The following is a 16,668-nucleotide window of genomic DNA, read 5'->3' as shown; positions in this document are numbered from 1 at the left end:
GCCAGGCAGTCTACCGGTTGGTTGGGCGCCGCACGCTGCGACGGAATCTACGGGCGTCGTGTTGACGCGTGGGAGTCGTTGTCGCTCAATGTGTTTCGCGCGTGTATGGGGTGTCCCACAGTCATCGGCGCCGAGTGTGCGGTTTTATACGCGACGCGCCGGTGGGGGTGTATCAAACCGCACAATCGCGTAGGCCGTCAGCTGCTGCTGCAATGCGTTTGAGCGTCCAGCGCACTACCACGCGATGCGCACCGCTGCCGATGACCAGCGCCCGGTAGATCTTGCCGTGCAGACCGGGGAACGCCGCCCATGTCTGCGAGCGCACCCGGGTGCGCTGTGGGCCTTCGGGATCCAGTTCGAATATCCATCGGTAGACGGCGAACGGGTGGCGGCCCTTCAACGCCAGTCGGACCGGCGCCCTCGCTTCGTCCAGTGCGAAGCCCACCGGGACCGTCGAGGGATCGTTCGGATCGCGGCACATTACCCGCAAAAGCGCGGACCACGTGTCTGCGGCGGAAGCGTCGATCGATCTGGCATGCTCATCGATATAGGGTAATCGTTCCATATAGAAGGACTGTACTAGATCATGGCACCTCCGCGGAAGCACGAAACCGATGTGATCCTCGACGCGACGCGCTCGCTGGTGCTCGCCGACGGTCCGCGGGCGGCCAGCGTCGCCGCGATCGCCAAGTCGAGCGGCGCGCCGGCCGGCACGCTGTATCACCGGTTCGGCAATCGCAACGGGGTCCTGACCGCCGCCTGGCTGCGTGCACTCGAAAGGTTCCAGGCCCAGGCGATGGCCGCCGCGGCCGATACGCCCCTCGAATCGGCCGTCGCGATGGCCGTCGTGGCCATCGGCTTCATGCGCGAGCGCCCCGAGGACGCACGCCTGCTGTTGACCATCCGGCCGGGTGACCTGCTCGACGGCGAACCCGACGCCGCGTTCGAGCAGACATTGACCGCCATGAATGCGCCGCTGCAGGAGCGGGTGCGCAGCCTCGCCGAGGCGCTATACGGCAGCAGCGATCCGCGCAGCGTCGACGCAGTCGCCAGAGCGGTCGCCGACCTGCCCTACGCGGTTGTGCGTCGTCACGCTCACGACGACCCGGTCCCGGGTTGGCTGGAAGACGACGTCGCGGCGGCGGTGCGCGCGTTGCTGACGAGCTACCGGGCCTCCGCGTAGGCGCGCAGCGCCGCCACCTGCCCGGGATCCAGTGACGGGCTAACTGATTCGCGGGCCACGGCGATGTCGTCGGCGGTGATGTCGGCGGCGTCGATGGACCGCCGCATCGCGGCCAGCGCGGCTTCCCGCAGCAGCGCCGCGCAGTCGGCGGCGCTGTATCCGTCCAGATCGTCTGCCAGCGCGGCCAAGTCGACATCGGTGTGCAATGGAATGGATTTGCCTGCGGTGCTGAGGATTTCGTGGCGGGCGGCGGCGTCGGGTGGTTCGACGAACACCAGCTTCTCCAGCCGGCCGGGCCGCAGCAGCGCCGGGTCGACCAGATCGGGCCGGTTGGTGGCGCCTACGACGACGACGTCGCGCAGCGGGTCGATGCCGTCGAGTTCGGTCAGCAGCGTGGCGACGACTTTGTCGCTGACGCCGGAGTCGAAGCTCTGCCCGCGTCGCGGCGCCAGCGCGTCGACCTCATCGAGAAAGACCAGTGACGGCGCCGAATCCCTTGCTCTGCGGAACAATTCGCGGACCGCCTTCTCGCTACTGCCCACCCATTTGTCCAGCAGCTCGGGGCCTTTGACCGCGTGCACGCTCAGCCGGCCCGTGCTGGCCAGCGCGCGCACCAGGAACGTCTTGCCGCAGCCGGGCGGCCCGTACAGCAGCACCCCGCGCGGCGGGTCGACGCCGAGGCGGGAGAAGGTGTCGGGATGTTGCAGCGGCCACAGCACCGCCTCGGTGAGCGCCTGCTTGGTGGCCGCCATGTCGCCGACGTCGTCGAGCGTGACGTCGCCAACCATCGGCTGGTCCCCCGTCGAGCGCGACAGCGGCCGGATGACGGTCAACGCGCCCAGCAGGTCATCCTGGGTTAGCATCGGCGTCCCGCCGTCGCTGCTGGCCCGGGCGGCGGCCCGCAACGCGGCCTCGCGCACCAAAGCAGCCAAGTCTGCGGCAACGAAACCCGGTGTGCGGCCCGCGATCTCGGCAAGGTCAAGCTCGGAGGTGGGTGCCCGCTGCAGCAGCGAGCCCAGCAGCGCGGCGCGGGTGGCGGCGTCGGGCAGGCTCAGGCCCAGCTCGCGGTCGCACAGGTCGGGCGCACGCAACCGGGCGTCCAGGTTCTCCGGCACCGCCGAGGTCGCGATGAACGCCACCCCGGGAGTCGCTACCGCCGTGCGCAGTTCGGCCAGGATCAGCGACGCGACCGGCTCGGCGGCGGCCGGCAACAGCGCGTCGACGTCCGCGATCACCAGCACCCCACCGCCCTGACGTACCGAAGCCACCGCCGCGGCAACGGCTTTCAATCGTTCGTCAGCCGCCAACGCGCCGACTCCGGGTCCGTCCAGCTCCACCAGCCGGCGCCCGGCGCACACCGCCCGCACCAGCGTCACCTTCCCGACGCCGGCCGGCCCGGACACCAGAACACCCAAATTGGTTGTGGCGCCGAGCTTTTCCAAGAGGCCGGGCTCGTCCAGCGACAGCTTGAGCCATTCGGCCAGTTTGCGGGCCTGAGCATCGACTCCCTTCAGGTCGTGGACCGGTGTGGGCACGACCGGCTCGACCGCGGCGGGCACGCCGGTTCCCCAGGTCACCAGCGAATTGGGCTGCACGCTCACGGGTCCGGCGGGGTCCGTCCCGGTGACCGTCAACAGTTCCGATGTCCAGCTGATTCCGACGGCCGACGCCAGCGCCCGGGTGGTTTCCGTCGTCGACGTGCCCGGTCCGAGTTCGCGAGGCAGCAGCGACACCGCGTCGCCGACCGTCAACACCTTCCCCAGCAAGGCCTGCCGCAGCGTGGCCGGCGTGATCGACTGGCTGGCGATCGTCGAGCCGCTCAGCGTCACCGACCGTGCGCCGCATACCGTTGCCGCCACCACGATCACCGGATTACCTTCGCGCAGGCCGGCATTCGACAGCGTCACGTCGTCGAGCAGTATCGTGCCCGCCGGTATGTCCCGCGCGGTTCCCGCTACCGCCGCGGTGGTCCGCGACCCGGTCAGCGACACCGCGTCCCACTCCCGAATGCCCAGGGCCGCAATCGCTTCCGGGTGCAGGCGGACAACGCCGCGACGCGAGTCGACCGCCGAGGTGTTCAGCCGTGCGGTCAAAGTCAACTGGGCCATTCAGCCCCCCGGCTTGCGGAGACCCAGCCGCGCCATCGAGCGGCGGTTCGGTTGCGCTCGCCGGATGGCCCGGCGCACGGCCCGCCGCTCTTTGGGTCGCTCGCCCCACACTTCCGGATGCTCGGCCAGCCAGCGGTGGCTGCGAACCGAAAACGGGATGTGGCACAGATAAACAGCGATGGCCACCATCACCAGGATGTAGGGAAACAGGAATGCGGCCGCCGCGACAATCGCCAGCACCGCCAGCAGGAGCGCCGCGAAGTTCGGCGGTACCGACACCGCATGCATCTTCTTCATCGGGATCCGGCTGACCACCAGCATCGAGCACACCGCCACCCAGGCGCAGACAAACCACGGCGAGCTCCACCAGCCCGCGCCGAACTGCAGCTTGGCGGCCAGCGGGCCGAGCACGGCAATCGCACCGGCCGGTGCGGGCATCCCGACGAAGAACTCGCGCGTGTAGGCGGGCAGGGTGGCGTCGTCGAGCAGCGCGTTGAACCTGGCCAGCCGCAACACAATACAGACCGCATACAGCAGCACCGCCACCCAGCCGGCCGGCAACGACGACAGCATCGACACGTAGACCACCACCGCGGGCGCCACCCCGAAGTTCACCGCGTCGGCCAGCGAGTCGATCTCCTCGCCCATCCGCGACTCGGCGTCCAGGATGCGGGCCACCCGGCCGTCGAGCCCGTCGAGGATGGCGGCCGCGGCGATCAGCGCCATCGCGGCGTGCGGCTGAGCCTCCAAGGCAAACCTGATCGAACTCAGGCCGGCGCAGATGGCGAGCACGCTCATCGAGCTGGGCAGGATGCGCAGGTTGACCGCTCGGCGGGGTTTGGTCGTCATGTCAGTTGGGCCAGCACCGTTTCGCCGGCCACCGCTCGCTGCCCGACGCTGACCAACACCTCCGTCCCGGCGGGCAGGTAGGTGTCGAGTCGCGACCCGAACCGGATCAGGCCATAGGTGTCACCGATCGACAGCTTGTCGCCGACGCGGGCGTCGCAGACGATGCGGCGCGCCAGCAGCCCGGCGATCTGCACGACGACGATCTCGGCGCCGGCGTCGGTGCGGATCCGCATGCTGGTGCGTTCGTTGTGTTCGCTGGCCGCGGCCAGTTCGGCCGAACCGAACTGGCCCGGCCGGTGCTGCACGTCGAGCACCTCGCCGCCGATCGGCGCCCGCTGGACATGGGCGTCCAGTAGCGACAGGAAGATGCTGACCCGCGGCAGCGGGGTGTCGGGCAGACCGAGTTCGGCGGGGGGAGCGGCGGATTCGATGAGGCAGACGAGGCCGTCGGCCGGTGCGACGACGACGCCCGGCCGCGTCGGTGGCACCCGCGGCGGGTGGCGGAAGAAACCGGCGCAGGCGCCGGCGGCCAGCAGCCCGGTCCGGCGCAGCCACCGAGAGCGGCGGCCGGCCAACGCGACCGCCAATCCCGCGGAGATGAACGGCAGCCCGGCCGGGTGCACGGGGGGAATGGTCGACCGCAGCAATGCCACCAGGCGCTGGGGGCCGCTCAGGCCGTCGGAAGGGCGTCGTGCCACGCGGTCATCTTACGGAGCGGAGAGGTCCCACAGCTCCACCCGAGATCCGGCCGCGATCTCCGACACGTCCGCGGGGATGTCGAGCAGGCAGTTCGCCGACGCCAGCCAGCGCAGGTGATGCGACGCCGGCGGGCCGTAGCTCATGACCGTGCCGGCGTCGGCGTCGAACACCCCGCGCCGGAACTGCCTTTTGCCGCGCGGTGAGGTCAACGTCTCGGTGAGTGTGGCGGATCGTCGCGGCCGATGCGCCGCCGGCAGTCCCATCGCGGTGCGCAGCGCCGGCCGGACGAACACCTCGAAGGACACCAGCGCGCTGACCGGATTACCGGGCAGCGTCACGATCGGCGTGCCCGCGACCAGGCCGGTGCCCTGCGGCATGCCCGGCTGCATCGCGACTTTGACGAACTCCACGCCCTGGTCGCCTTCGCGGCCGAACGCGTCCTTGACCACTTCGTAGGCGCCCGCACTCACGCCGCCGCTGGTGATGATCAGATCCGCCTCGGCGGCGTAGCGGTCCAGCACGACGGCGAACTGCGCGACGTCGTCCTCGACGGCCGGGCAGGCGACCACCTCGCCGCCGGCGTCTCGAACGGCGGCGGCGAGCATGATCGAGTTCGACTCGTAGATCTGGCCCGGCTGCAGCGGGCTGCCCGGCGAGACGAGCTCGGTTCCGGTGGAGATCACCAGCACCCGCTGTCGCGGGATGACCGGCAGCTCGGGCAGTCCCAGCGCGGCGGCCAGCCCGACCACCGCCGGGGTGACCAATTGCCCGGCCCGCAGCACCGTCGTGCCCGCCGCGACGTCCTCGCCGGCGCGCCGGATGTGACGCCCCTCGGCGGTCGGGGCGTTGATGCTCACGACGTCGGTGCGTCCGTCGGTGTTCTCGACCGGCACGACGGCCGTCGCGCCGGCCGGCATCGGCGCGCCGGTCATGATCCGGTGCGCAGTCCCGGGTTCCAGCGTGGGAATGTCGGTGCGCCCGGCCGGAATGTCTTCGGCCACCGGCAGTTTCACCGGATGGTCGGCGGATGCTGCGGCTACCTCGTCGGCGCGCACGGCGTAGCCGTCCATTGCGGAGTTGTCGAACACCGGCAGCGACACCGTCGCGGTCACATCGTCGGCCAGCGCCAGACCTTCGGCGTCGGCGAGCGCGGTGGTGGTGGCGGGCCGGGCCGCGATCAGTTCGGCGACGACGCGCTGATGTTCCTCGACCGAGCGCATCAGACGGGGAACGTGACGCCGGTGAGTTCTTCGGACACCGCCCAGAGTCGGCGCTGCAGCTCCTCATCGTGGGACTGCGCGCTGGACTCGACGAGCTTCGGGTAGCCGCGCTGCTGACCGATGCCGTCGGGGCCGTAATACTGCCCGCCCTCGACGTCCGGATCGGTGGCCGCGCGCAAGGTCGGCAGCGCGCCCATCGCCGAGCTCTGGAACAGCAGCGGGGCCAGCAGCGCGTTGGCCGGTTTGAGGATGGCGGGCAGATTGCGAGTGAGCTCGGTGTTCGACGAGCCGGGGTGGGCGGCCACGGCGATGGTGTTTTTCTGCTGATCGGCCAGCCGGCGCTGCAGCTCGTAAGTGAACAGCAGGTTGGCAAGTTTGGATTGGCCGTACGCGGCGATCCGGTCGTAGCTGCGCTCCCACTGCAGGTCGTCGAAGTGGATCGAGGCGCGGAACCGGTGGGCGTTGCTGCTGACGGTCACCACCCGCGAACCGCGGACGCCCAACAGATGGTCGAGCAGCAGCCCGGTCAGCGCAAAGTGGCCGAGATGATTGGTGCCGAACTGCATTTCGAAGCCGTCGGCCGTGAGTTGCTTGGGGGTGTACATCACGCCGGCGTTGTTGATCAACAAATCGATGCGCGGGTAGTTCGCCCGTAGCGAGTCGGCGGCGGCGCGCACCGAGTCCAGCGAGCTCAAGTCGAGTTCGGCCAGCGTGACGTCGGCCTGCGGCTGGGCGGCGACGATGCGGGCCAGCGCGGCGTTGCCCTTCTCCAGGTTGCGCACTGCGAGCACGACGTGCGCGCCGGACCGCGCGAGCACCGCGGCCGTGTGGTAGCCGATTCCGGTGTTGGCGCCGGTGACGATCGCGATGCGCCCGCTCTGGTCGGGCACATCCGCTTCGGACCATTTGCCTCCTGCACTCATGGCCGAAAACGATACCGACGGACACCCGATGCCGGTGGGTGGCATTCTCGACGCCATGGACGACGGCACGCCCGGCCCGGTCGTGGTGGGCATGGCCGATCCCGCACATCCGCCCAGTTCCAAGGCGCCGCTGATGTGGGCGGTCGAGGGCGCGATCCCGTGGCTGATGCTCGCCGTCGGGCAGCTGATTTGGTTCTCAGTAGATCAGCGGTTGTTGTGGTTGCACGGGTTGTGCGCGGCCGTCACCGTGCTCGGCGCGGCGGTCGCCGTGGGCGTCGTGCCGTGGTGGCGATATCGGGTGCACCGCTGGGAGATCAGCCCGCAGGCGGTGTACGCCCGCACCGGGTGGCTGGTGCAGGAGCGCCGGATCGCGCCGATTTCGCGGGTGCAGACCGTCGACACCCACCGCGGACCGCTGGACCGGTTGTTCGGGCTGGCCAATGTCACGGTGACGACGGCATCGTCGGCGGGAGCGGTGCGCATCGTGGCGCTGGATTCGGCGGTCGCGGATCAGGTCGTCGCACGGTTGACGGACATCGCGGCGATCGGCGCCGAGGACGCCACGTGACGCGCCGGCGACGAAACAAATTGGAGCGATGCGGAGGAGCGGCGCCATATGGCCTGGCAGCGGTTGAGCCCGCGAATGTTATTGGTACATCCGGTACATGAGCTGCTGCGCCAGCTGCCGCTGCTGATCGGCGCAATCGTGCTGGGTTCCACCACGGGCAATCCGTGGTGGACGGTGGCGGCGCTGGCGGCAACCGCACTGGTCGGGGTGGCGCGGTGGTTCACCACGACTTACCGCATCGAGCCGGACGAGGTGCAGCTGCGCGCCGGCGTGTTGCAGCGCAAGGTGTTGTCGGTGCCGCGCAACAGGATTCGCTCGGTGCAGACCGATGCGCGGCTGTTGCATCGCCTGTTAGGGCTGGCCGTGCTGCGGGTGAGCACCGGACGTGTGGGCGGCCCCGATTCTTCGGTTTTCGAGCTCGACGCCGTCGAGGTCGCGCAAGTGCCGCGGCTTCGGGCGATCCTGCTCGGCGAATCCGAGCGGCCCGCGCAGGTGGGCACGGTGCTGGCGCGCTGGCAGCCGTCCTGGCTGCGGTATGCGCCGTTGAGCCTGTCCGGATTGGTGATGATCGCCGCGGCAGTGGGGGTGGTGTATCAGAGCGGATTCGCCGCCCCACTGGGCAGGCTCGGGTCGAATACGGTTGCGCTGCTTGGTATTCCGGCGATCGCAGCGGTGGTGCTGGCGGCGTCGGTGTTGCTGGCGGTGGTGCGGTCGTTGCTCACCTACGGCAATCTGGTGCTGCTGCGCCGGGAAGGGTTCCTCGAGTTGCGGCACGGGTTGCTGCGGCTCCGCGAGCACACCTACGACATGAGCCGGCTGCGCGGCGGGACGCTGCGGCAGCCGCTGCTGGTCCGCGCGCTTCGCGGCGCCCGGCTGGACGCGGTGATGACCGGTGTGCACGGCGCCGGCGAGTCGTCGATGCTGCTCCCGCCGTGTCCGGCCGTGACGGCCGAGTCGGTCCTTACTGGGCTGGTCGGCTCTCGCGACGTGGTGACCGGGCCGCTGACTGGGCATGGTCGGCGGGCGGCGCAACGGCGATGGACTCGCGCGCTGAGTCTGCCGCTCGTCGCGGGCGCGGCACTGACTTTGGCCGCTGTGCCGGTCTGGCTGTGGGCCGCGTGGGCCGCGGTGATGGTGTGCTGCGCGCTGATCGCCGCCGACCGGGTGCGAGCGCTGGGGCACCGGGTGGACGCCGAGTGGCTTGTTGCGCGCGCTGGTTGCCTGGAGCGGCGCCGCGATTGCGTTGACACCGCGGGGATTATCGGCTGGACCGTGCGGCAGACGCCGATGCAGCGGCGGGCCGGCGTCGTCACGCTGGTGGCCGCCACCGCCGCCGGGGCCAAGCGCTATCCGGTGATCGACGTGCCCGAGCAGGAGGCCTGGGCGGTGGCGGCAACCGCGTCGCGGTGGGTGGCCGACAGCGTCTGGACGATTCGCTAAAGCTCGCGCACTGCCGCGATCCGGGCCTGCAACTGGTCGCTGGTCGCCGCAGCCACCGGCGGTCCGCCGCAAATGCGGCGCAGCTCGTTGTGAATCCAGCCGTGCGGCTTGCCCGTTCGATGGTGTGCCGCCGACACCAACGCGTTGAGCTCGCGGCGCAAATCACGCAGCTGGCCATGTCGTGTCACCGGCTCGGCATTGACCGCGCGGGCGGCAAGCTGCTCGGCTTGCCTGCGCCGCAACAGTTCCCGCATCTGCTCGGCATCCAAAAGGCCGGGGATGCCGAGATAGTCGGCTTCGTCGCCGCCGGTGCCGAACGACGCGCCATCGAAGATGACCTGATCCAGCTCGGCGTCGGCGCCCAGCGACATGAACCCGTTGTCGAGTTCGGACGGTTCGCTTCGGCGCCGCTGCGCGGCGGCCAGCTCGTCGGTTTCGCGGTGCGGCTTGCCGAGCACATGGTTGCGCTGCGCCTCCAACTCGCTCGCGAGCAGCAGCAGCGACGGCACCGACGGCAGGAACACGCTGGCCGTCTCCCCTGGCCGCCGGGACCGGACGAACCGGCCGATGGCCTGCGCGAAGAACAACGGTGTCGAGGCGCTCGTCGCGTAGACGCCGACGGCCAGCCGCGGCACGTCGACGCCCTCCGACACCATCCGCACCGCGACCAGCCAGCGGCTGGTGCCCGCGGAGAACTGCGCGATCCGCTCCGACGATCCGGGGTCGTCGGACAGCACGACGGTCGGCGCCTCGCCGGTGAGCCGCTCCAGCAGAACGGCATAGGCCCGGGCGGCCTTCTGATCCGAGGCGATCACCATGCCGCCGGCGTCGGGCATGCCGCCGTCGCGCAGCTGGCGCAGCCGGGTGTCGGCCGCCGAGATCACCGCCGGCATCCATTCCCCGGCCGGGTCCAGCGCGGTGCGCCACGCCCGGGCGGTGTGCTCGGCGCTCAGCGGCTCGCCGAGCCGGGCGGCGTACTCCTCGCCGGCGCTGTCACGCCAGCGCGCCTCGCCGGAGTAGGCCAGGAACACCACCGGTCGCACCACCCCGTCGGCGAGTGCCTCGGTGTAGCCGTAGGTGTGGTCGGCCTGCGAGCGCAGCAGCCCGTCGGCGTCGGGTTCGTAGCGGACGAACGGGATGGCGGCATCGTCGCTGCGGAAAGGCGTGCCGGTCAGGGCGAGCCGGCGGGTGGCGTCGCCGAAAGCCTCCAGGATCGCCTCGCCCCAACTCCTGGCGTCGCCGCCGTGGTGGATCTCGTCGAAGATGACCAGGGTTCGCCTGCCCTCGGTGCGCACCCGATGCCGCGTCGGGTGGCTGGCCACTTGCGCGTAGGTGACGACGATGCCGTGGTACTCGGCCGACGTCTGTGCGGCGGTGTTGCGGAACCTCGGGTCCAGGGCAATGCCGTCGGCGGCGGCCGCGGCCGCCCACTGGTTTTTCAGGTGTTCGGTGGGCACCACCACGGTGATCGCCTCGACACTGCGATCGCCCAACAACTCCGCGGCGATGCGCAGAGCAAACGCCGTCTTACCCGCACCCGGGGTTGCGACCAGCAGGAAATCGCGCGGCTTGGCGGTCAGGTACCGCACCAGGGCGCGCCGCTGCCAGCCCCGCAATGCTCGGGTGTCGGGCGCATCAATTGCCCGCACCCGAGGCCTCCTATCTAACGAGATGCACTGTAGCGCAAGGACATCGGTCGGCGCATCTCTGCAGGGAGCCGCTTACACGAAGAAGTTGTCGTGGCGAATGAACCACTCCCGGCGTTCGTCGTCGGTCATGTCGGCCAACGCGGCAAAACCCTCGAAGTAGGCCTCCCGCGGCGCGCCCGGAGCGAACAACATCAAGATCGACGCGGGCGTGTCGGCCTCGTTGCGGAAACCGTGGATCCCTCCCGGCGGAACATAGAGGAAGTCGCCCTGATGACCGTCGAGCCAGTCGCGGCCGTCGTAGAGCTTCATGGTCCCGGACAGCACGAAGAACGCTTCCGACATGGCGCGGTGGTAGTGCGGGCCGGGTCCGCCGCCGGCAGGGGCGATGTCGACCCGGTACAGGCCGTAGTCGCCGTCGGTGGCCTGCTGGTTGGCCAGGTAGTGGTACTTGACGCCGAACGTCTCGTAGTCCGGTGGCTCGTCAGCGCGCTTGAGCCACGCGCTGACCTCCGGCTGCTCGTCCAGGTAACGGGGCTCCGGATACGGCGGCACCACGAGCGACATCGGGGGCTCAGCGGCCGGTGACGTAGTGGCACACGGCCCCGGTCCCGGCGCTTCGAGGGGCATTGTTGGTCTGCGTGACGACTTGTCGCCCGCCCACCGACAGCCGACAGGTGACCGAGCCCGGATCACCGCCGGCGTGTATGCCGCTGAACGTCAGCAAGCGAGAGCTGCCGTCGTAGTCGAATGCCGTCGACCACGGCAGGCCCACATTGTTGGCGACCTCGGGCTCGTCATTGGCTCCTGTGTAGGACACCAGCACACCTTCGGTGAAGGTGCCGGTCAACTCGAACACGACCGGGACCGACGCCGATGCTGTCCCGGGAGCCGCCAGCAGCAGGCCCCCACCCAGCGCAACGGCGGTGGCCAGCCTGCCCAGCGAATTAATAACCATGTCGTGAATTAGAGCACCGCGAACAGGCCACCGTCAGGCGATCGGTGTTCTTGCACTCTCCATAGGCGAGTGCTAAGAATGACTTGGCACTCGCGACCGGTGAGTGCTAGGTCGGGACGGTGAGATCCAGCTCAGGATCGTCCGTCGCGGGCACTGCACCCGGCCAGGACGTGTCATCCCCAATCCGGAGGAATCACTTCGCAATGGCCAAGACAATTGCGTACGACGAAGAGGCCCGTCGCGGCCTCGAGCGGGGCCTGAACAGCCTCGCCGACGCGGTAAAGGTGACGCTGGGCCCCAAGGGCCGCAACGTCGTCCTGGAGAAGAAGTGGGGCGCTCCCACGATCACCAACGATGGGGTTTCCATCGCCAAGGAGATCGAGCTGGAGGACCCCTACGAGAAGATCGGCGCCGAGCTGGTCAAGGAAGTCGCCAAGAAGACCGACGACGTCGCGGGTGACGGTACGACGACGGCCACCGTGCTGGCCCAGGCGCTGGTCAAGGAGGGCCTGCGCAACGTCGCCGCCGGTGCCAACCCGCTGGGCCTGAAGCGCGGCATCGAGAAGGCCGTCGAGAAGGTCACCGAGACGCTGCTCAAGGGCGCCAAGGAGGTCGAGACCAAGGAGCAGATCGCTGCCACCGCGGCCATCTCCGCCGGCGACCAGTCGATCGGCGACCTGATCGCCGAGGCGATGGACAAGGTCGGCAACGAGGGTGTCATCACCGTCGAGGAGTCCAACACCTTCGGCCTGCAGCTCGAGCTCACCGAGGGTATGCGCTTCGACAAGGGCTACATCTCGGGGTACTTCGTCACCGACGCCGAGCGGCAGGAGGCGGTGCTCGAGGAGCCCTACATCCTGCTGGTCAGCTCCAAGGTGTCGACGGTCAAGGACCTGCTGCCGCTGCTGGAGAAGGTCATCCAGGCGGGCAAGCCGCTGCTGATCATCGCCGAGGACGTCGAGGGCGAGGCTTTGAGCACCCTGGTCGTCAACAAGATCCGCGGCACCTTCAAGTCGGTGGCGGTCAAGGCCCCCGGCTTCGGTGACCGCCGCAAGGCGATGCTGCAGGACATGGCGATCCTCACCGGCGGCCAGGTCATCAGCGAAGAGGTCGGCCTGACGCTGGAGAACGCCGACCTGTCGCTGCTGGGTAAGGCCCGCAAGGTCGTCGTCACCAAGGACGAGACCACGATCGTCGAGGGTGCCGGTGACTCCGACGCCATCGCCGGTCGGGTGGCCCAGATCCGCCAGGAGATCGAGAACAGCGACTCCGACTACGACCGCGAGAAGTTGCAGGAGCGGCTGGCCAAGCTGGCCGGCGGCGTTGCGGTGATCAAGGCCGGGGCTGCCACCGAGGTGGAGCTCAAGGAGCGCAAGCACCGCATCGAGGACGCGGTGCGCAACGCCAAGGCCGCGGTCGAGGAGGGCATCGTCGCCGGCGGTGGCGTGACCCTGCTGCAGGCGGCCCCGACGCTCGACGAGCTCAAGCTCGAGGGCGACGAGGCGACCGGCGCCAACATCGTCAAGGTGGCGCTGGAGGCTCCGCTGAAGCAGATCGCGTTCAACTCGGGTCTGGAGCCCGGCGTGGTCGCGGAGAAGGTCCGCAACCTGCCTGCGGGTCACGGTCTCAACGCCGCGACCGGCGAGTACGAGGACCTGCTGAAGGCCGGCGTCGCCGACCCGGTCAAGGTCACCCGTTCGGCGCTGCAGAACGCCGCGTCGATCGCGGGCCTGTTCTTGACCACGGAGGCCGTCGTCGCGGACAAGCCGGAGAAGGAGAAGGCCGCCATGCCCGGTGGCGGTGACATGGGCGGCATGGACTTCTAAGAGTCGCCTTTCGGGAAAGCCCGGCCTGCGTTGCAGGCCGGGCTTTTTCGTTGCCGACGGCTCCGACACTGCGGTTTTGTACGGGACAGGCCGGTGCGGCGTACAAATCCGCAGAGTCGACGGGTTAGGCGGGCTCGCTGAACACCACGCAGTCGTGCAGGCAGCCTTTCGCTGCGGAGGGCGAGTCGGCGTTGCGATGCAGAAGCGCCCGGGTCGGCACCACTGCAAGCCGGATGGTGTCGTCGCCCGCCTCGGTTACCTCAGCCCGCCCCTCGACGATCAAGGAGTATCCGCCCACCTCACGCGGCGGCCACAGCAGCGTGACGTCGGCGCGGTTGGCCAGGTTCTTGGTGGTGCGCCCGCCGATCAACCCGACATCTAGCACGCCGCCGCGCAACTCCGGCTCGACCGTCACAGTGTGTGCGCGGTAGTCGTCGTCGACGGTGATCAGGTAGGCCAACGGAAAGTCGCCCAGCGCCGCGGCCAGCCTTTGCAGATCCACCTTCTTGGCGCCCATGTGGACAACTGTAAGCGGCTTGCGGGGCCCGCAGCCAGGATGCGGACGGTGGGCGAAATCGACTGGCCGTTCCGGGGCGCCGAGGCGATCGATGCCGGATTGCTGACTGTCCGGGAGCTGCGGCGCTTCTACTGCCCCGTTTATCCCGGTGTCTATGCGTTGCGCGGCGCGGAGCTTTCGGCGGTCGAGCGGGCACGAGCGGCGTGGCTGTGGTCCCGACGACGTGGTGTGGTCGCAGGGCTGTCCGCCCAAACCGTGCTTGGCGCGAAGTGGGTCGAGCCGGATCTGCCCGCTGAGTTGATCCATCGCAACCAGCGGACACCGCCGCTGCTCGTGGTCTATGCGGACAGGCTGGGAGCCGGTGAAACGCAGAGCATCGCCGGCATGACCGTGACGACGCCGGCCCGCACCGCGTTCGACGTGGGCCGGCGGTTACCCCTTGTCGAAGGCGTGCAACGGGTCGATGCGCTGATGAACGCGACCGACCTCAAAGTCGCGGACATCGAGCGCATTGCCGCGTCGCATCCAGGTGTTCGCGGCTTAGCTCAGCTGGCTCGCACGCTGACGTTCGTCGACGGCGGTGCCGAATCGCCATACGAGTCGCTGACTCGTTTGTTGTTGATGCAAGCGGGTTTTCCGCGCCCAGAGACCGAGATCGAGGTATACGACGAATACGGTCAGCTGTTCGCTCGCATCGATATGGGCTGGCGTGAATACCGTGTCGGCGTGGACTTTGAAGGCGCCCACCACTGGACCGATCCCAAGCAGCGGAGGTGGGATGTCGAGCGGTACGCCAGGCTGCCCGAGTTGGGTTGGGCCGATATCAGAGTTACCGGTGGCATGGTGCATCGCACGCCGCGAGTGTTCCTCAACCGCGTCGGCGCCGCCCTACTTGCGCGTGGCTGTCCAAAAACGTGGTGACTCTGCGGATTTCTACGCGCCCGCGGCGTGTCGCGTACGAAACCGCAGTCTCAGCTCTGAGCGACCGGCGCGGGTTGACGGCCGCGGACCAGTCGGCCCGGCCGCGCTTCCGTCGGCACACCGTTCTCGGCGATCACCTCACCGGACACGATGGTCGCGACATACCCGTCGGCGGTCTGGTCGAGCCGCCGCCCGCCCGCGGGCAGGTCGTGGGTGACCACCGGCTTGTGCAGCCGCAGCCGCCCGTGGTCGATGACGTTGAGGTCGGCCTTGTAGCCCACGGCGACACGGCCGCGATCACCCAACCCGGCGACCCGCGCCGGCACCGACGTCAGCTCGCGGACCGCCTCGGCGACGGACAGCCGGCCGGACGCCCGGTCGCGGGTCCAGTGCGTCAGCAGATACGTGGAATAGCTTGCGTCGCAGATCATTCCGTAATGCGCCCCGCCGTCGCCAAGGCCCAGCACAACGTCGTCGCGCCGCAAGAGCTCGCCGACGGTGGAAAGCGACGCGCCCTGGAAGTTGGCCATCGCACCGAGCAGAATCGCGTTGCCATCGTCGTCGAGCAGCCGATCGTAGGCCTCCTCCAGCGGCGAAACACCGCGGGCCCGGGCACGCGCGGCGATGCTGTTCGCCGCGTCGGGCTCATAGTCGGGATCCTCGCCGAGCGGGAAGATCCAGTCCCAGGCCTGCGCCAGATAGAACAGCGGGTTCATCGCAGCCTCGGTCGGCTTGTCGGCCAGAATCCGTTGCCGCACTTCAGGTTTGCGCATCACGGCGACCCGCTCGGCCAACGGCAGGTCGGCGATCTCCCGGTAGCTCGGGTACAGCATGAACGGGTTGACGGTGAGGTTCAGACCGATCATCAGCCCGATCGGCCGCGGCAAGACCTGCGCGGTGACTTGGCCACCGGCTCCGTTGGCCTTCTCGATCATCGTCACAGCGTCTTCCCACATCGGGTCGCCGGCGTTGCCGATCACTAGCGTGAACGTCACCGGCAGGCCGACATCGCCTGCGGCGTCGAACACCTGCTGCAGCACAGGCTGATAACCGCCGGCCGGGATGTCGGGCACGAACTGGATCAGCCCGCCGCCGCCGTCGGCGATGCCGCGCCCGATCTCGAGGATCTCGTCGTAGGCGGCGTTGTAGCTGGGGATCTGCTGTCCGCCTTCGGTGCGGTGGGTGGCCAGCCGCGACGACGCGAAGCCCAGTGCCCCGACCTCGACGGCCTCCTTGGCTAGCGCCCGCATCTTCGCCAGGTCCTCGGCGGTCGCCGGCTCACGGTTGGCGCCCCGCTCGCCCATCACGTAGACCCGCAGCGGCGAATGCGGCAGGTAGGCGGCCACATCAATGTCGCGCCGGCCCGCGTCCAACGCGTCCATGTACTCGCCGAAGGTCTCCCACGTCCAGGGCAGCCCGTCGGTCATCACGACGCCGGGAATGTCCTCCACGCCGGCCATCACGTCGACGAGCACGTCGTGGTCCTCGCGGCGGCACGGCGCAAAACCGACCCCACAGTTGCCCATCACGACCGTCGTCACCCCGTGCGCCGACGATGGGTTCAGCCGGTCCGACCAGATCGCCTGCCCGTCGTAGTGGGTGTGTAGGTCGACGAAGCCGGGGGTGACCAAGAGTCCGGTGGCGTCGATCTCGCGGGCACCGCCCCCGGAAACGGTCCCGACCGCCGCGATCACGCCGCCGCGCACCCCGACGTCGCCGACGTAGGGCTCACCCCCCAACCCGTCCACGATCGTGCCGTTGCGGATGACGAGGTCGTAGGTCATCTAATTAATCTACGACCGTGTCGGTG

The 16,668-nt window shown here is 69.2% G+C and carries 16 protein-coding genes; 5 read left to right on the top strand and 11 right to left on the bottom strand.

Annotated elements, in window-relative coordinates; translation table 11 throughout:
* Positions 1-172: 172 nt before the first annotated feature.
* A complete protein-coding gene (locus G6N47_RS04995; protein WP_083134243.1) occupies positions 173-565 on the bottom strand; it encodes a hypothetical protein in 393 nt (130 codons plus the stop codon).
* Positions 566-586: 21 nt separating this feature from the next.
* Between G6N47_RS04995 and G6N47_RS04990 the strand changes: the two genes are divergently transcribed.
* Positions 587-1,183, top strand: coding sequence for a TetR/AcrR family transcriptional regulator (locus tag G6N47_RS04990; protein ID WP_083134244.1), 597 nt, complete (start codon positions 587-589; stop codon positions 1,181-1,183).
* On the opposite strand, the gene G6N47_RS04985 is transcribed toward G6N47_RS04990, so the two are convergent.
* The 5 genes from G6N47_RS04985 to G6N47_RS04965 are packed head-to-tail and all read right to left on the bottom strand — an operon-like array spanning position 1,165 to position 6,982.
* The gene (locus G6N47_RS04985; protein WP_083134245.1) at positions 1,165-3,291 is read right to left on the bottom strand and encodes an AAA family ATPase; all 2,127 of its coding nucleotides are present in this window, start codon (positions 3,289-3,291) and stop codon (positions 1,165-1,167) included. The genes G6N47_RS04990 and G6N47_RS04985 overlap by 19 nt on opposite strands.
* On the bottom strand, positions 3,292-4,140 hold the full coding sequence (locus tag G6N47_RS04980) for a CDP-alcohol phosphatidyltransferase family protein (RefSeq protein WP_083134246.1): 849 nt from the start codon (positions 4,138-4,140) through the stop codon (positions 3,292-3,294).
* Positions 4,137-4,838, bottom strand: coding sequence for a phosphatidylserine decarboxylase (locus tag G6N47_RS04975; RefSeq protein WP_083134247.1), 702 nt, complete (start codon positions 4,836-4,838; stop codon positions 4,137-4,139). Before G6N47_RS04975 ends, G6N47_RS04980 begins: the two co-directional genes overlap by 4 nt.
* A gap of 9 nt (positions 4,839-4,847) precedes the next feature.
* Positions 4,848-6,059, bottom strand: coding sequence for a molybdopterin molybdotransferase MoeA (gene moeA / locus G6N47_RS04970; RefSeq protein WP_083134248.1), 1,212 nt, complete (start codon positions 6,057-6,059; stop codon positions 4,848-4,850).
* Positions 6,059-6,982: an SDR family NAD(P)-dependent oxidoreductase gene (locus tag G6N47_RS04965; protein ID WP_083134249.1), complete on the bottom strand. Its 924-nt coding sequence runs from the start codon at positions 6,980-6,982 to the stop codon at positions 6,059-6,061. Before G6N47_RS04965 ends, moeA begins: the two co-directional genes overlap by 1 nt.
* Positions 6,983-7,037: 55 nt before the next feature.
* Between G6N47_RS04965 and G6N47_RS04960 the strand changes: the two genes are divergently transcribed.
* Both G6N47_RS04960 and G6N47_RS04955 read left to right on the top strand, forming a co-directional pair.
* On the top strand, positions 7,038-7,550 hold the full coding sequence (locus G6N47_RS04960; RefSeq protein ID WP_179966426.1) for a PH domain-containing protein: 513 nt from the start codon (positions 7,038-7,040) through the stop codon (positions 7,548-7,550).
* Between the two features lie 75 nt (positions 7,551-7,625).
* Entirely contained in the window at positions 7,626-8,990 is a 1,365-nt protein-coding gene (locus G6N47_RS04955; RefSeq protein ID WP_232080125.1) for a PH domain-containing protein, read from the top strand.
* Here the strand turns inward: G6N47_RS04955 and G6N47_RS04950 are convergent.
* The 3 genes from G6N47_RS04950 to G6N47_RS04940 all read right to left on the bottom strand — a co-directional run bounded on the left by G6N47_RS04950 (position 8,987) and on the right by G6N47_RS04940 (position 11,594).
* On the bottom strand, positions 8,987-10,639 hold the full coding sequence (locus G6N47_RS04950) for a DEAD/DEAH box helicase (RefSeq protein WP_083134251.1): 1,653 nt from the start codon (positions 10,637-10,639) through the stop codon (positions 8,987-8,989). The genes G6N47_RS04955 and G6N47_RS04950 overlap by 4 nt on opposite strands.
* Positions 10,640-10,711: 72 nt before the next feature.
* Complete coding sequence (locus G6N47_RS04945; RefSeq protein WP_083134252.1) at positions 10,712-11,203, bottom strand: cupin domain-containing protein; 492 nt, start codon at positions 11,201-11,203, stop codon at positions 10,712-10,714.
* Positions 11,204-11,210: 7 nt separating this feature from the next.
* Positions 11,211-11,594: an MmpS family transport accessory protein gene (locus G6N47_RS04940; RefSeq protein WP_083134253.1), complete on the bottom strand. Its 384-nt coding sequence runs from the start codon at positions 11,592-11,594 to the stop codon at positions 11,211-11,213.
* Positions 11,595-11,797: 203 nt separating this feature from the next.
* On the opposite strand from G6N47_RS04940, the gene groL reads away from it, so the two are divergent.
* Complete coding sequence (gene groL, locus G6N47_RS04935) at positions 11,798-13,420, top strand: chaperonin GroEL (RefSeq protein ID WP_083134254.1); 1,623 nt, start codon at positions 11,798-11,800, stop codon at positions 13,418-13,420.
* A 124-nt stretch (positions 13,421-13,544) separates the two neighbouring features.
* On the opposite strand, the gene G6N47_RS04930 is transcribed toward groL, so the two are convergent.
* Positions 13,545-13,937 (bottom strand): pyridoxamine 5'-phosphate oxidase family protein, encoded by a 393-nt coding sequence (locus G6N47_RS04930; RefSeq protein WP_083134255.1) that lies wholly within the window; start codon positions 13,935-13,937, stop codon positions 13,545-13,547.
* A 48-nt stretch (positions 13,938-13,985) separates the two neighbouring features.
* On the opposite strand from G6N47_RS04930, the gene G6N47_RS04925 reads away from it, so the two are divergent.
* The gene (locus G6N47_RS04925; protein ID WP_083134274.1) at positions 13,986-14,858 is read left to right on the top strand and encodes a hypothetical protein; all 873 of its coding nucleotides are present in this window, start codon (positions 13,986-13,988) and stop codon (positions 14,856-14,858) included.
* A gap of 50 nt (positions 14,859-14,908) precedes the next feature.
* Here G6N47_RS04925 and G6N47_RS04920 read toward each other — a convergent pair whose 3' ends face one another.
* Positions 14,909-16,642 (bottom strand): N-acyl-D-amino-acid deacylase family protein, encoded by a 1,734-nt coding sequence (locus G6N47_RS04920; RefSeq protein ID WP_083134256.1) that lies wholly within the window; start codon positions 16,640-16,642, stop codon positions 14,909-14,911.
* Positions 16,643-16,668: the final 26 nt, after the last annotated feature.

Origin of the sequence: Mycobacterium branderi (assembly GCF_010728725.1) — a bacterium.
In the GTDB taxonomy this organism is placed as follows: domain Bacteria; phylum Actinomycetota; class Actinomycetes; order Mycobacteriales; family Mycobacteriaceae; genus Mycobacterium; species Mycobacterium branderi.
The sequence above is the reverse complement of the archived record's forward strand: the minus strand, read 5'-3'. Positions and strand labels throughout refer to the sequence as shown.